Raw genomic sequence first — 14,930 nt, 5'->3', positions numbered from 1 at the left:
TTTTTCTATCGCAACAACACGCTTATGGTGCCGCTTTAGGACGCACCCCAAGGATATGACAGATAGCGTAAGTCAGCTCCGCCCGGTTCAGGGTATAGAAATGGAAGTCTTTCACCCCTTCGCGGGAAAGCACTTTTACCATATCAATCGCCACGCTAGCCCCCACCAATGAGCGGGTGGAAGGATCTTCATCCAACCCTTCAAACTGCTGATGTAACCACCCCGGCAGATTAACATTGGTCATGCCCGCAAAACGTTTGAGCTGCTTGAAGTTAGTGACCGGCAGGATGCCAGGGACGATTTCCACATCGATACCCGCAGCAACACAGCGGTCACGAAAACGCAGATAGGCTTCAATATCAAAGAAAAACTGGGTGATAGCGCGGCTGGCACCAGCATCAATTTTCCGTTTGAGGTTAACCAAATCTGCCTGGGCATTGGCGGCTTCTGGATGGACTTCTGGATAAGCCGCTACCGAGATATCAAAGTCGGCCACGCTGCGCAGTAAACGCACTAAATCGGCAGCAAAACGGGTAGGCTTGGCACTGCCTTCCGGCAGGTCGCCACGTAACGCCACGATATTGCGGATGCCACTGTTCCAATAATTTTTAGCCAACTGCAACAGTTCTTCATCACTCGCATCCACCAGCGTCAGATGGGGCGCCGCTACCAGACTGGTTTCTTTCTGGATGCGTTCTATCACCCCATGGGTGCGGTCACGCACACCGGAATTAGCACCATAAGTCACCGAGACAAATTTCGGTTGCAGTGGTTGTAAACGTTGGATGGAGTTCCACAACAAAGTTTCCATTTCTGCCGTAGCGGGCGGAAAAAACTCAAAGGAAACATTGATATCGCCGTTAAGCTCGGCAAGGCTCTGATTCAGCGAGCTGGCATATTGGGCGTGGTGAAAGGCCATCGAAATCTTCCTCAACTTTATCTATCTGGACGTTTGGACGTCTATATGGCTGTATACTAGAGAAACTCACGTCGAAGTCAAGCCTAAAGATCGCCACCATCGCAGAAAGCTGCGACTCATAGTGAGTCTTAAAGTATCGTACGGAACATGGTCACATTCCGACTTGATGTTGCCGTCTTTAGCATGAAAGCCCCATTGTGATTCAGCCGTGTGATTTTGGGGTAAATCTGACATACAAAGATTGACCAAATTTTAGTGATGCTACAGAGTATTTACAATTAGCCGCTTACAACATGGATTGGACAGATTTAAATATGGATATTGCACTGCTATTTATGCTGGTTTTCATCGTACTGTTCATCGTTCTACAGCTTTTAGGTAGTAAACCGCATCAAGCCGCATACTCATATCAATCGACGCAATACTTACTAACAAAAGCTGAACGTTCTTTTTTTGGCGCATTAGTTCAAGCAGTAGGAAATGATGCTTTGGTATTTGCTAAAGTGCGGATTGCAGATGTGCTGGTACCTATATCAGGAATGAATCGAAGAAACTGGCAACGGGCATTTAATAAAGTGTCGTCAAAGCACTTTGATTTTGTTCTATGCAATAAAGACGATTGCTCGCTAATACTCGGCGTTGAACTTGATGATGTGAGTCATAACACCAAAAAAGCTCAGCAACGTGATGAGTTCGTAAATAGTGCATGTGCATCAGCTGGATTTTCTTTACTCAGGATTAAAGCCGCAAGAGCTTATGTCATTGCCGATCTTAGGCAGCTGATTAAAGATGCAATAAGCACTTCAGACCGTATCGCAAATGGCGAGGTTATCATTGCGCCAGAGGCCTATAGTGATGGAAATGAGAGCAACACTGCGCAACTAACATCACATGTTATGGATGAAGCAGAAGTTCAGACACAAAAAATATGCCCTAAATGTGGCAAACCAATGGTACTTAGAACAGTGAAATCAGGCAGCAATGCAGGACACGAATTTTGGGGATGTAGTTCATTTCCCAAATGCCGCTGCATCTTAGATTAAGAATGCCCCAAAGTGAGTTTCGAACCTAGCTTAGCATCATCCGACCTTTGTCCATTTGACCAAACTTTAGTAATGCTACAGATTGACTAGTGTCATTGTGACGATTTTAAGGGAAAGCCATCATGAACATAGAATAAAGGGTATTTATCATGGCAAATACCAACATATTCAGCGTCAAACAAGTACTCTGGATCGTGTGCTTTCTTTCAAGCAATGCTTTTGCAGAAACACTCACTTGTGGGCTTAAAACAGTAACGGTTGCGGGGAAATCTGTGACCAAGATTATGCATGAGGATGGTACAGTAAGCTCTGGTAGTGGAGTTTCTAATAATTGGTTCTATGACGGTAAGTCAATTCGTCACCGTCTACTTGATGAAATTATTCCATGTGGAAACAAACCCAAAAGTCGAAACGAAGTGATTGAAGAATTGTCTGGGCAATTTGTCAAAAAGCCTGATATCTATGGCATGAACAAGCGTGAAGCGGAGTTAATAAAGAAATATACTGCAAATTTAATGAATACTAACGCGCAATGCTACTTACTGATCGACGCGGCGAAATCGACCTCACGTAAAAACTCTTTCTACATCGATTGTCATGACAAGTCTTCACACAAAAGTCGAATTTGGGTGTCGATGAATGAGCTAGAGCAGGGTATTACAAAGCAACCAGCCAGCCCATTGGCAAATCGAGCCGCTATCGATGTATGTAGTAACGCACTCAAAGGTAAAGTGACCAACTCCTCTACTTACAATCCTTCGTTACTGCTAGGTAGCAAGAACATTACCTACAACGCAACTGGTCGAAATGTAGTGGATATCGAATTTGAGGCGTCCAATAAGTTAGGTGTTGCGGGTAAATATAATGGGCATTGTGTGCTCGAGGGCGGTAAACCTATCGAGGTCACAATCAAAGAAAGATAAAGTTTACGGTACTATGCTGAGGAGCATTCTTCAGGCCACAAAGTCATTACTTTAACGGTAGCGATTCAATAAAGTATATTTGGGTTGTATTCATTAAGTAGCAATCAAGTTAATGAGTGGGAGCTCTCTGCTCACGGCGGTGTCGCTCATGATTGAGGTGTAATGCCCTATAAGGACTGTTTGATTTATGGTTATTGAGACTATTCCAGTTAAAAGCATATGGAGTTGGGTATGCAAAGTCTTCCCATGGATTGTACGTTGGCGATATTCGCGGGAAAAACTTGCAAAACTTGTATACGTAGATATTCGTCCTCGCTATGAATCTGTAGCAGTTGATTTAGGACAAGTTGCGTCTTTCAGAATGTATCTTCAATTAATCAATTTGACCCCGTTTCACATTGAGTTAGATCGAGGAAGTTTTAAATTCCATTGTGCTGGGGTGAACATAAATACTTCAATTTTGAAAAAGCAAAAAATTGCTCCAGGAGAAGTTGTTACACTCTACCTTAACGACCCAATTCCCGATGGGCATGCAGACCAAATTGCAAGGTACGCAGGGCAAAGCGACACATCACTCGAAGGAAATATTGAGTTCAACTGTAAAGTACATTCATTTGCCAAGACGATAGAGCCTCTTAGTGGTATCAAGCCAAGGTATTTGAATATTAGTTTTCGTAAAGTTGCATAGCAACAAGATCAAACAGGGGGATACTTTTTCAGGTTCAGTACACTTCAATTTTTCCCGTGCTGCGGGCGTTAGCTCTCTCGGAGGCTTCATATTGAAATTATTTGTCAAAAATGCAGTGTGGCTTCTGCTTGCTATGTCAGCCTTTCTTTTGGTGAAATCTTCAGATGAGACGGTTTGGTCAGCCTTGGGAGATGGTTGGCTTCACGATGTTTTTCTTCAGTTTGATAATGGTAATTCAATTATATTCAATCTCTCTGTTGGTTATATTGTGAGTACAATTTTTTACGTCTTGGTTGTTTTACTACCTGAGATCAAGACTAAAAATGAACTCAAGAAAAAGTTAGGCCAGCCAATATCGTTTGTATTAGAAGTTTATGATAAGGGCTTAATAGATGGTCTGTTCCACTGGAGCAAGCACGTCATACATTGCAAGCCTATTTCTGAGCATTTAAACGACCTTGATAGGTTTGAGAAGGAATCAACATATAAAAAACTAGGTGAAGCTAAGTGCATAATTATCGTTCAAGCCGCCGACGAAATTTTGCCAACTTTTGAGCAGCTAGTTCCTGTGGCATTTCAAATATCACATCAACATGCAATGATTTGGTTAAGCCTAACAAACTCTATTAGACAGCTCGCTCGTTTGTGGCCACAGGAAAAAGAGGAGCGGGATTGGGGTATTATTGACCTGAACTTAAAAGAGTTTATACATTATGTGGCTCTTTTCTACGGCCAAGAGCTAACAAAGCAATAATGATGGGACGCAAAAAGCTTGGCTGCGTCACTTCGTTCCTAATTTTAGCCAAGCTTTTTCGCACCCCTGTGTGCGGCGTTAACCCATAGAAATTTTTATCCGAAAATGTCGAGTTAGAGTTAATGCTTTAACTCGAAAATGTCCCAAAGACAGCTAGGTTATTCCTCAGCTACACAACCGCATACGCCACTAAATAATAAGGCTCCCGCAGGAGCCTTATTATTTAGAGCAGAATTGGCATATCGGTGCCGCATTTAATCTTCTAATAGATCGCGGCAGATCTGCACAAGATCTGACTGCACTGCCGCGGCGGTGACTTCACGGCCAGCGCCTGGGCCGCGAATGATCAGCGGGTTGCCCTGATAAAAGGCACTGCGGATAACAAACACGTTATCACCGGGCGTCAAGTTAGCGTAGGGATGACTCGGTTCCACCCATTGCAGCGCCACTTCAGCATTCACACCTTGCTCGGTGCGCTCCAATGCCGCCACATAACGCAGCACTTTGCCCTGCTCATTAGCCGCTGCATACTGTTGTGCCAGTTCACCATCCAGCTCCGGCAAGCGTTGCAGGAACTCATCGATTGAAATCTCTGCCAGATGTGCGGGCACCAGTGAGCTGAGGCGAATATCATCCAGCTCCAGTTCCAAGCCGATTTCCCGAGCCAAAATTAACAGCTTACGCTGCATATCGCGGCCGGAAAGATCATCGCGTGGGTCCGGTTCGGTAATACCCAGCGCTTTGGCTTCCAGCACCAGTTCCGAGAATGGCCGAATGCCGTCATAGTTTTCAAACAGCCAGCACAGTGTGCCGGAAAAAATCCCCCCCACGGCCTGCACCTGATCGCCACTATTATGCAGATCATTGAGCGCATGCTGCACCGGCAAGCCAGCGCCGCAACTGGCATTGTAGCGCCAGAACAAACGGCGGTTTCCCAACATCTGTTTCAATTCACGATAAAACGCCAACGGCCCAGAACCGGCCAGTTTGTTGGCACTGACCATATGGATACCATGGGCAAAAAACTCGGGATATTGCAAGGTCAGGCTGGCACTGGCGCTGATGTCGAGCGCGATCAGTTCATCACACGCCAGCGCATCCGCTTGTTCAAACAGATGCTCGTATTGCCACGGCGTGGCTTCGGCCTCGAAGCGTGTCTGCCAGTCAGTCACCGCAATACCTGCATTGCAAAACAGCGCCTTGCTGGAACTCGCCAACCCCACCAACACTACCTCAGCTTCCAACTGGCGATTAAGCTGCTGCGCGGATTTGCCATACAGCGTGACCCAGGCTTCACCGATATTGCCAACCCCCAGCAAAATAATACCGATACGTTTACGCGGGCCAGCACAGCGACGATGAACTTTCTGCGTCAGCAAGGCCACCTGCTGCTGCGGCACCAAGGTTACCAGACTCAGCGCATCCTGATACAAAAGCCGGGCTTCACGGCTCAACAGCCGAGCAAAACTGCGCCGATACTGTGCGGCGGCGGCACTCACCAAAGCCACCAAGCCAAAACCGCGATGGCTTTCGACGTCGCTGATCCCTAATGCCTCGGTTAACTGCTGCAGTAGCGCCAGCAACTGTTTACCTGACTCCAGCGTATAGGCCAATTCATGCTTTTGTTTACCCACTGACCAATGCGCTAAAGGTTGTAACCCGGCATGTTCCAGCGCTTCTAGCAAGTTTTCCCACGGCGATTGCAATTGCAAGGTGACCGTTAACACTTCATCAAGACTGGTCACCACTGGCGCGCTGGCAACATCGTTTTGCGGTGCCACCAGCGTAAAATCGGTTTGCGGCGCATAACTGGAGCGCACCGCCAGACTCACCTGCGTGTTATACAGCGGTTGCAGCGTACGGGAATGCAGTACCGGGGAACCGAGCCGTGCCAAGCGGTCTGCCTCTGCCAATGACATGTTTTGCAGTAATCTGGCGTCCTGAATTTTGTTGGGGTCGGCGTTAAACACCCCTTCTACGTCAGTCCAGATAGTGACCCGGTCAATATCGGCCAGACTGGCAATCAAGGTGGCACTGAAGTCAGAACCGTTACGCCCCAGCAACAACATTTCACCTGCCGGATTGGCGCAGATAAAACCGGTGATCACCAAACGTTCATCGGGATGCTGCTTGAGCATCTGTTGCACTTTGGCACGGGATTCTTCTACCCGAATTTTGGGTACTGCCGCCTCATCAGCGATAAGCAGACCGCGCGCATCAACGTTACAGGCGGCCACCCCAGATTCACGCAGCAACGCTGCCATCAGCCGGGCAGACCAACGTTCACCAAAGCCCACTACCTGATTGCATTGGTAGTCGCTACGCCCATCCAGCGCCAGCAAGCTCATCAGTGTCGCCCGGTCGTTGGCTAAGCGTTCCCGCAACTGCCGCGCCTGAGAATTACTCAATAGCTGCTCAATCAGGTTTTGCTGATAGTTCATCAGCACCTGCAACTCTTCCTGCCACAGTTGGCCTTGCTCACGCAGCGCTAACAACTTGTACAGGAAGTTGGTGGTTTTGCCTGCGGCAGAGACCACTATCAGATCATCAGGCCGCCCGTGGGTCAGCAGGATGTGGGCCACACGCCGGTAACAGTCAGGATCGGCAAGACTACTACCACCAAATTTATGTAAGTGACTACGTGCCATCAATTAATGCTCCCCAACTCAACAGGCGGCAACGGCTGCCAAACCGGCAGCGATATCGTCCAACAGATCTTGTGGATCTTCGATACCAACGGACAAACGAATCAGGGTATCTTTAATGCCCGCTTCAGCACGGGCGGCCGGCTCCATCGCGCGGTGAGTCATTGTAGCAGGGACTGCCACCAAACTTTCTACACCACCGAGACTTTCTGCGACCGAAAAATAACGTAACGCACCGAGAAATGCCGTTACCTGCGCTTCACCGCCCGTCAGCTCAAAACTGACCATAGCACCGAAGCCCTGCTGCTGTCTGGCAGCGATTTCGTGACCGGGATGTGTTGCTAATCCGGGATAATATACCTGCTGTACCTGGGCACTGTGTTGCAACAACTCGACGATTTTAGCGGCATTACTCTGATGCTGCTCAATGCGTAATGCCAATGTTCTTAAACCGCGCAATGTCAGATAGCTGTCAAACGCGCCGCCGGTCAATCCCAGCGTGTTCGACCACCAATGCAGTTGTTCCGCCAATGCAGGCTCTTTAGCGATCACCGCGCCACCGACCACGTCACTATGACCGTTGAGGTATTTAGTGGTGGAGTGCACCACGATATCGGCACCGAGCAGCAAAGGTTGCTGCAACGCGGGCGACAAAAAGGTGTTATCTGCCACCAGTAGCGCCCCAACGGCTTGGCAAGCAGCGGCGATGGCGGCAATATCAATGACTCGCAACAAAGGATTCGAGGGCGTTTCAATCCATACCATCTTCGGCTTACGGGCAATGGCCTGTTGCAGCGCTGCGGTATCGGTTTGATCCACTATTGCCAGTTGAAATTGACCCTTTTTCGCCAGATTGGTAAACAGTCGATAACATCCACCATAGCAGTCGTGTGGCACCACCAGCAGATCCTCGGGGCTAAGCAGGCTGACCACCAGCGTCACCGCCGCCATACCACTGGTGGTGATCACTGCCGGACAACCCTGTTCCAGTTCACCAATCGCATTACCAAGAATACTGCGAGTGGGATTACCGGAACGGCTGTAATCAAACTGCCTTGGCGTTGTGTGACCATCAAAAGCGTAGTTGGTTGAAAGATAGATGGGCGGAACCACAGCACCATGCTGGCTATCGGACTCAATCCCCTGACGGACGGCAATCGTCGCCATTTTCCGTGCTGTCATTTTTGGCTCCTCAAATGCTTTACAAGAAACACCATAAAGATGTCTGGATGGCTAAATTCTACCAACTCCCCCCTTGGCGTCAATAGGCATAAAGACGTTTAGACGTCCAAATGTATAGAATTCCATTTTTGTGATACAGTATTACGACCCGAGATTTGACTGTAGGGTGTAAGGGTTTAAAATCGGCAGCGAATTAGTGACATAGCAGGTGCAACATGACTGAATGGAATGGCGAATACATCAGCCCCTACGCTGAGCACGGGAAGAAAAACGAACAAGTAAAAAAAATCACTGTGTCTATTCCGCTGAAAGTACTGAAAGTGCTGACGGATGAACGCACTCGTCGCCAGGTCAACAACCTGCGTCATGCCACTAACAGTGAGCTGCTGTGTGAAGCATTTCTGCATGCCTACACCGGCCAGCCGTTACCCAACGATGAAGACTTGTCCAAAGATCAGCCCGACAGTATCCCGGCGGAAGCCAAGCAGATGATGGAAGATATGGGCATCGAATGGGAAGAAATGGAGTAAATGTGCCGTTTCCCAAGCCTTTCTCATTTTACTGACAGCCGGGAGTTTCCCGGCGTTACTTCGCTGTTATGTGGTCGTTGATCGATCCTGTTACCTTATTGCTGGCATCGCTGATTATTGTTATCGGTGCCGTGACGCAAAGTCTGTTAGGCTTCGGTCTAGCGGTCGTTTCTACCCCGCTACTTTATATTGTTGACCCGGAACTGGTGCCAGTACCGGTGATTATTCTGAGCTTTTCCATTGCGTTGCTAACACTGCTGCGCGAGCGCGGCAATCTGGAACTGGGCGGATTGCAATACGCATTGGCCGGACGGATTCCCGGCAGCTTGTTGGGGGTTACGTTGCTATTGGCGCCGCGCGCGGTGCTGGGCTTGATTATTGCGGCCATTGTTGGCGCGGCAGTAGTGATGAGCTTGAAGAAATTCAGCGTCGCCGTCACCCGTCGCAACCTGTTTATTGCAGGTGCCTTTTCGGGCATATTCGGGACGGTAGCAGGTATCGGTGGCCCGCCGATGGCATTGCTGCTCACGGGGCGCGAAGCCGGTAAATTCCGTGCGGCGTTGTCGGCATTTTTTATGGTGAGCACCTGTATCAGTCTGCTGATTTTGGCGCTGTCCGGTATGGTCAGTTGGCGCGATTTGTTGTTATCTGTGCTGTTATTACCGGCGGTAGTGCTGGGATTTCTCGCCTCAGGCATCTTGTTACCCCGAGTAGATAAACGCCGCACCCGCTTGCTGACATTAGCGCTGTGTGGCGCCAGCGCATTATTGCTAGCACTCAAATCCTTGTGGGCGTTGCTATCCTGACAACGCCCTTGTTGTTTCACCTAGAAGTGATACGAGGTCTGTAACGCGCCGCCGATAGCGTTATCGCTGCCAAACATCCCAGTCAAATCTAATCTAAAGAACTTGCCAATAGCGATACCCGTTCCCACTGAATAGATATCGGTGGTGACATCGTTGAGATCCTGGCGATAACCAAGTCGCAACGCTAGCCAGTCAGTGGCTTTCACTTCACCACCGACACGCCAATATTTCGGCCCTTCCAGCTCGGCAAACTTGTTGTTTTCCGTCAAGTCGATATCGCTGGTTAACATCACTGTCCGCCATTCATAAGCGATACCAGCAGTTACCATGGGTTTGATTTGGTAGGTTAATTGCTGGCCTTCGGAAACCATGGTCTGCATGTCTTGCTTCACCAAGTTGCGGCCACTGAGCCCCACGGTCAGCCCCGGCATGGGTTGCAGTGCGACCCCAACATCCAGGTTAAAACCTGTGTCATCGTTACGATAATCGTCACTGTCAAAATCATTAACATCAAAATTGTTGGCTGACACCGCATAATTGAACGTATCCAGCCGCTGCAATTTCGGCGTAATCCCGACGGTGAGCGGCATATTCGCCACAGTGAAGCCACTGCTCAGCGCCACACCGACATCAGAAACCGCCCCGGCAATCACGCGCCCTTGAGATGACAAATCATCCAGGGCTGGCGGATTTAGCGGATCCAGCGTACTCAATAACAACAGATCGGATGCACGGATATCGGCTAGCGCGAAACCATCCAGATAAGTCTTAGCGATAACGGCAACTGACATTCGCTTACTAGAGGGCAACACCACGGCAAATCCCAAGCCAGCACTGGCGTAAGCGCTATTGCCGACTAATGACTGTAGATTCCCCAATAGCTGATCGCGATAATGCAGCATTCCCTCAACATCGCGGTTATCTATCGCCAGTTCCAGAGCATCATAGTTGTCCTGCACATCATCAAATTTATCGACCATTTTGTCTTTATCGGCACCATCAGCACCTAAGGTTGGCAACAGCAGGCTCACGTCTTCGCTCTGGCGCTCCGTTAGGCTCAATAATGCCGGATTGATAAAACCCGCCACCATTCTGTCACCTGCCGCCACACCCGCACCGCCCATGGCATCGGTTCTGGCTTCATACACATCTTGCCCGGCCCATAGTGGCCCACAACTTAATGTAGTGGCGCATAGCAACGCCAGCATCTTCAGTTTCATCCCGCTTCTCCCCAGCCGCTGTTTGTTCAATTAAAGATAGTTGTTACCCAATGACTCTCCAGAAAAAGCGGCACAAAAAAGCCCCCGCTGAAGCGAGGGCTTTGATTTCCATCACATAAATGATTTACCCAAGATAACTTTGTCCCGCATACAGGATGAAGTGTCTTAGTGCCAGCACCCCGGTCAGGCTACACAACGCGCCTAGCAGCATGACACCTTTGCCATGACGTTGCTGCGCCGGTAACAGCAGCGATAACAGCGGTACACCAAAACCAACTGCCACCACCAATGTCCAGAACACCGCAGCCCAAGTGCCAGTTGTCAGTGATGCCAGTGCGGCAGCAGCAGCGCCACCCTTGAAGTACAGGCCACAAAACAGCATGAACAGGAACAGCATCTCGATGCCAACGACTGGCAGCTCAATACCGTGCATACGGCCAAGTTCATGATCATGCGCCGGAGTTCTGAACAGCAGTAGTGCTACAACTGCGTTGGCGGCTGCACCAGCAGAAATCCCTGACACCAAGAACAGCGCTGGCAGAATCGCGGTATTGAGCATCGGATAGATGTTCATCGCCGAGATCAGGAAACCGGTGTAAGCACCCACGATCACCGCTAGCGCAAACAACAACGTTTCTATTGGTTTTCTGAGACCATTCAGCACATCGGCCAGTCCTTGCAGGAAGCCCAAACCGATAGTTGCCAGTTGCCCCCGGAATACCACCAGTGCATACAGGAAGGTCAACGGAATAAAGACCAATAACGCCAACACCCCGATAGACATCACTGACGTGAAGTTATAGTTAACGAGGATCAACCAGAAATGGAACGGCCGAGTCAGGTCAACGACCAGACATAACATTCCCAGACAGATAGCCACGGGTGCAATGAGTGCAGCGGCCTTAAGGACGGGACTCTCCTCACGGTCGCCTTTTACCCAACGCATCGCGATGGCGATCAGTAAACTGCCTGCAGAAAGCCCGGCCAGAAACAGGTATACGGCAATCACCCAATGCCAGGTCACAGGATTGTACTGTGACATATCACCCCAGATATTGTTCATGCTTCAATCCCTCCTTTGCGGGCAGGAATACGATAAACCCTTGGTTGCGTACCAAGATGGACTTTTTCGCGATAGGTTGGCGCGCTGTTCAGCAGTTTGCTCACTTCGCTATTGGCGTCATTGGCATCGCCAAACACCAAGGCATTGGTGGGGCACACAGTGACACAGGCAGGTTGTTCGCCACGTGCTAGCCGAGTATCGGCACAGAAATTACATTTTTCAGCGGTGTGACTGACTGGGTTGATAAAGCGCACTTTGTAAGGACAGGCAGCGATACAATACTGACAGCCAACGCACTTATCTTGTTTAATCGACACGATACCGTCGGCAGTGACATACGCCGCTCCGGTGGGACACACCTTAACGCAAGGCGCATCTTCACATTGTTGACAAGACACTCGGTTATATTTGAAGTGCAATAATGGCACTTCACCAAATGGGCCTTCCACGCGAACCTGCAGACGGGTCACACCTTCGGGCACTTGGTTTTCACTGCGGCAGGCAACATTGCACGCCTGACAGCCGATGCATTTGTTTTCATCATGCACCATGACATATCTTTTGCTCATTGTCGGCCTCCCGTTATGCCTTTTCCAGTTTCACGCCAGTAGTGTGTACACACATACCGCATACAGGTGCTGTCGCATGCGGCAACAGATTGCCACAATGCAGCCCTTTGCCACTGGCACGGGTCAGTTCCTTGTTTTTTGAACCAAAGCCCATGTATGCAAATACGGTGTCTGGGCGAATGCCCTTAGTGACCAGCGCATGGCCGATTTCGCTGCCAACGCTAGACGTCAGACGGATGCTGTCACCACTGTTGATGCCATATTTCGCGGCAGTTTGTGGGTGGATCCACACCGCGTTATCTGACATCAGGTTAGCGAGCATCGGAACATTGTGAGTGGCCCCATTGGTATGCACTGCTACCTTGCCTTGAATGAAGTACAACTCATCAGGTTGCTTCAATTTAACATCGTGATAGGCAATAAGGCCGCGCCCAGGCGCCATCGCTTCAACTTCGGCGGAGTAAAGCTCAATCTTGCCGCTTGGGGTCTTGAATTTCACAGCACTGCCATAAGTACCATCTTCATCTGCCACACGAGCGCCAGGATAGGCCGCCACAAAGTCGGCTACCATCTGCGGTTCACGCAGCATCAGGGGCTTACCGTAGCTGACATAGCCCTTAGTTTTGATGAGTTTCAGCAGCGCATCATCTTTGTTGAGCTGAGCCAACTGCAAGGTCTGGATATTGTCCCAAGGATAATAGGCTTGTAAGCCCAGCTTGATCCCTAATTCACGGAAGATCTGCCAAGCGGGTTTGGCCTCGCCAATCACATCGACCACCTGCTGGCGTACATAGTAACCGGGGTTCTTACCTGACTTATCGGCAATCTCTTCATCACGTTCCAGATAAGTGCATTCCGGCAGAATGTAATCGGCAAAAGCGGCGGTTTCACTGACGTACAGATCGCAACACACGACCAGTTCCATCTGCTTCAGTACCCGTTCCACCTTGCTGCGGTCTGTCACGGTCTGCATCGGGTTGGTACGGGTCATTACCCAGCCATGGATAGGATAAGGTTTGCCAGTTTCTACGGTATCAATAATCGATTGGTAGACGCCGCCCATCTTCCAGGTCAGCGCATACTGCTCATCCAGTTGATCGATACGTTTGGCTTCAGGTTTAGGAATTTTCACGCCTGGATTTGCCAAGGATGGCGCGACTTCAGCACCGGCGAATTTATTGTAGCTGCTGGCCTTTTTGCCAGTGTACAAACCCCCTTTGCGCTCAAAATTGCCTATCAACACATTAGCGGCATAAATTGCCCGACGCAGCTCAAACTCTTCTGGCGTAAAGGTACTACGATGACCAAAATCGACCACTGCATGGGGTGCCGCTTTGGCCAGTTCATGAGCAATACGGCGAATGTCCTTGGCGGGCACATCTGAGAGCTGTTGCGCCCATTCTGGCGTGTATCCGGCAACCTGCGCAGCAAATTGCTCAAAACCATCCACATAACGTTCGACAAACGCCTTGTCATAAAGATTATCGGCAATCAACACTTGGCTGATCGCTAGCGCCACGGCAACGTCACTACCAGGGCGTACCGAATACCATTCATCAGCTTTTGAAGCCACGACAGAGAAACGCGGATCAAACACTACCAATTTGGCATGCTTATCCATCTGCGCCGTCATCAAGGCACGCGTTTCGGACATATTGATCCCCTCATAGAGGTTATGACCGAAGTTGATGATGAACTTACTGTTGCTTAAATCGCGTTTGAGCTTAGTGCCATAAATAGCGTGGGCGGCAACTTCATAACCACCGGGGCAAGTTGACAAGTGGGTAAAAGTATTCGGACTGCCAAAAGCGTTCGCCATATTGAAAATATGGGTGTGTTCCGAACCTGACTTGGAAGAAAACACCACAGTTTCTGGGCCATATTTGCTTTTCAGCTCGTTCAGTTTGGTGGCAATCTCGCTGTAGGCTTGTTCCCAACTGATGGTCTGCCACTTGCCTTCGCCACGCTCACCCACGCGTTTCATCGGCTTAACAATACGTTGTGGATCATACAGCAGACTGTGACCCGCACCGCCACGGGCGCAGACTTTACCACCGAACGCCTTGGCTTCGGCGTTACCCTGAATAAATACCGTCTTACCATCCACTACCCGAGCAGAGATAGGGCAACGGGTGGAACACATTTCACAGATACTGGGCACCGCTTCAGCACTGCCGCTCAGTGCTGGCGCACCGACCGCAGCAATGGAGCCGGGGATAACGCCAGTTAAGGCACAGGAAGCACCGGTTGCGCCTGCGCCTTTAAGGAAAGCCCGTCGATCAAGCTTTATCATGGTTAACCTCCATCATCTTCCACGGAAGACGAATAGTTCACTCGGAATCGTTTTTATTCAGACGCATTGCGTGGTTTGTATCGCAACTGCATCTGCGCTGATTTCGAGTAGATTGTTAACCCCTGAATATTCTGTGGGTATTGTGGTAAACCACAATGTGCATCTGGATGTGATCCAAGGCATAAGAAGTCTGGGCTTCTGCCTGCAATATGTGAACGGAATTACATTCTATTTACTAATTAACTGAAGCTGAAAATAACCATTTAATGACACATAAAAATGGCCAATATTAACT

General features: G+C 49.4%; 13 protein-coding genes. 6 read left to right on the top strand and 7 right to left on the bottom strand.

Going from position 1 to position 14,930, the window contains the following annotated elements; all coding sequences use genetic code 11:
* Positions 1-22: 22 nt before the first annotated feature.
* The gene (gene metF / locus J3L11_RS12900) at positions 23-919 is read right to left on the bottom strand and encodes a methylenetetrahydrofolate reductase (RefSeq protein WP_207571259.1); all 897 of its coding nucleotides are present in this window, start codon (positions 917-919) and stop codon (positions 23-25) included.
* Between the two features lie 314 nt (positions 920-1,233).
* On the opposite strand from metF, the gene J3L11_RS12895 reads away from it, so the two are divergent.
* The 4 genes from J3L11_RS12895 (at position 1,234) to J3L11_RS12880 (ending at position 4,327) form a co-directional block, all read left to right on the top strand.
* A complete protein-coding gene (locus J3L11_RS12895; RefSeq protein WP_207571258.1) occupies positions 1,234-1,962 on the top strand; it encodes a DUF2726 domain-containing protein in 729 nt (242 codons plus the stop codon).
* Between the two features lie 149 nt (positions 1,963-2,111).
* On the top strand, positions 2,112-2,885 hold the full coding sequence (locus J3L11_RS12890) for a hypothetical protein (protein ID WP_207571257.1): 774 nt from the start codon (positions 2,112-2,114) through the stop codon (positions 2,883-2,885).
* Positions 2,886-3,072: 187 nt separating this feature from the next.
* Positions 3,073-3,573 carry a hypothetical protein gene (locus J3L11_RS12885; RefSeq protein WP_207571256.1) on the top strand — a complete coding sequence of 167 codons (501 nt, stop codon included), beginning with the start codon at positions 3,073-3,075 and terminating at the stop codon, positions 3,571-3,573.
* A 91-nt stretch (positions 3,574-3,664) separates the two neighbouring features.
* Positions 3,665-4,327, top strand: coding sequence for a hypothetical protein (locus tag J3L11_RS12880; protein WP_207571255.1), 663 nt, complete (start codon positions 3,665-3,667; stop codon positions 4,325-4,327).
* Between the two features lie 254 nt (positions 4,328-4,581).
* Here the strand turns inward: J3L11_RS12880 and J3L11_RS12875 are convergent, their stop codons facing one another.
* Positions 4,582-6,975, bottom strand: coding sequence for a bifunctional aspartate kinase/homoserine dehydrogenase II (locus J3L11_RS12875; RefSeq protein WP_207571254.1), 2,394 nt, complete (start codon positions 6,973-6,975; stop codon positions 4,582-4,584).
* Positions 6,976-6,993: 18 nt separating this feature from the next.
* Positions 6,994-8,154 (bottom strand): cystathionine gamma-synthase, encoded by a 1,161-nt coding sequence (metB, locus tag J3L11_RS12870; protein ID WP_207571253.1) that lies wholly within the window; start codon positions 8,152-8,154, stop codon positions 6,994-6,996.
* 215 nt (positions 8,155-8,369) lie between these two features.
* Here metB and metJ point away from each other — a divergent pair, with 215 nt between their 5' ends.
* Both metJ and J3L11_RS12860 read left to right on the top strand, forming a co-directional pair.
* Entirely contained in the window at positions 8,370-8,684 is a 315-nt protein-coding gene (gene metJ, locus J3L11_RS12865; protein WP_133038511.1) for a met regulon transcriptional regulator MetJ, read from the top strand.
* A 68-nt stretch (positions 8,685-8,752) separates the two neighbouring features.
* Positions 8,753-9,490, top strand: a complete 738-nt coding sequence (locus tag J3L11_RS12860) for a sulfite exporter TauE/SafE family protein (protein ID WP_207571252.1) — start codon at positions 8,753-8,755, stop codon at positions 9,488-9,490.
* A 20-nt stretch (positions 9,491-9,510) separates the two neighbouring features.
* Here J3L11_RS12860 and J3L11_RS12855 read toward each other — a convergent pair whose 3' ends face one another.
* The 4 genes from J3L11_RS12855 to phsA form a co-directional block, all read right to left on the bottom strand.
* Positions 9,511-10,710 (bottom strand): conjugal transfer protein TraF, encoded by a 1,200-nt coding sequence (locus J3L11_RS12855; protein ID WP_207571251.1) that lies wholly within the window; start codon positions 10,708-10,710, stop codon positions 9,511-9,513.
* A gap of 124 nt (positions 10,711-10,834) precedes the next feature.
* Entirely contained in the window at positions 10,835-11,773 is a 939-nt protein-coding gene (gene nrfD / locus J3L11_RS12850; RefSeq protein WP_207571250.1) for an NrfD/PsrC family molybdoenzyme membrane anchor subunit, read from the bottom strand.
* A complete protein-coding gene (locus tag J3L11_RS12845) occupies positions 11,770-12,342 on the bottom strand; it encodes a 4Fe-4S dicluster domain-containing protein (RefSeq protein WP_207571249.1) in 573 nt (190 codons plus the stop codon). The genes nrfD and J3L11_RS12845 overlap by 4 nt, the downstream gene beginning before the upstream one ends.
* Before the next feature lie 13 nt (positions 12,343-12,355).
* The gene (gene phsA / locus J3L11_RS12840) at positions 12,356-14,635 is read right to left on the bottom strand and encodes a thiosulfate reductase PhsA (RefSeq protein WP_207571248.1); all 2,280 of its coding nucleotides are present in this window, start codon (positions 14,633-14,635) and stop codon (positions 12,356-12,358) included.
* Between the last annotated feature and the right edge of the window lie 295 nt (positions 14,636-14,930).

It is taken from the genome of Shewanella sp. 4t3-1-2LB (assembly GCF_017368415.1).
GTDB classification, from domain to species: domain Bacteria; phylum Pseudomonadota; class Gammaproteobacteria; order Enterobacterales; family Shewanellaceae; genus Shewanella; species Shewanella fodinae.
Note: the sequence above shows the minus strand (reverse complement) of the source record. Positions and strands in the feature narration are given on the sequence as shown.

What these genes read in the sequence shown, in the direction of transcription:
- metF (WP_207571259.1), bottom strand. Translation starts at nt 919, where the DNA reads ATGGCCTTTCACCACGCCCAATATGCCAGCTCGCTGAATCAGAGCCTT.
- J3L11_RS12895 (WP_207571258.1), top strand. Translation starts at nt 1,234, where the DNA reads ATGGATATTGCACTGCTATTTATGCTGGTTTTCATCGTACTGTTCATC.
- J3L11_RS12890 (WP_207571257.1), top strand. Translation starts at nt 2,112, where the DNA reads ATGGCAAATACCAACATATTCAGCGTCAAACAAGTACTCTGGATCGTG.
- J3L11_RS12885 (WP_207571256.1), top strand. Translation starts at nt 3,073, where the DNA reads ATGGTTATTGAGACTATTCCAGTTAAAAGCATATGGAGTTGGGTATGC.
- J3L11_RS12875 (WP_207571254.1), bottom strand. Translation starts at nt 6,975, where the DNA reads ATGGCACGTAGTCACTTACATAAATTTGGTGGTAGTAGTCTTGCCGAT.
- metB (WP_207571253.1), bottom strand. Translation starts at nt 8,154, where the DNA reads ATGACAGCACGGAAAATGGCGACGATTGCCGTCCGTCAGGGGATTGAG.
- metJ (WP_133038511.1), top strand. Translation starts at nt 8,370, where the DNA reads ATGACTGAATGGAATGGCGAATACATCAGCCCCTACGCTGAGCACGGG.
- J3L11_RS12860 (WP_207571252.1), top strand. Translation starts at nt 8,753, where the DNA reads ATGTGGTCGTTGATCGATCCTGTTACCTTATTGCTGGCATCGCTGATT.
- J3L11_RS12855 (WP_207571251.1), bottom strand. Translation starts at nt 10,710, where the DNA reads ATGAAACTGAAGATGCTGGCGTTGCTATGCGCCACTACATTAAGTTGT.
- nrfD (WP_207571250.1), bottom strand. Translation starts at nt 11,773, where the DNA reads ATGAACAATATCTGGGGTGATATGTCACAGTACAATCCTGTGACCTGG.
- J3L11_RS12845 (WP_207571249.1), bottom strand. Translation starts at nt 12,342, where the DNA reads ATGAGCAAAAGATATGTCATGGTGCATGATGAAAACAAATGCATCGGC.
- phsA (WP_207571248.1), bottom strand. Translation starts at nt 14,635, where the DNA reads ATGATAAAGCTTGATCGACGGGCTTTCCTTAAAGGCGCAGGCGCAACC.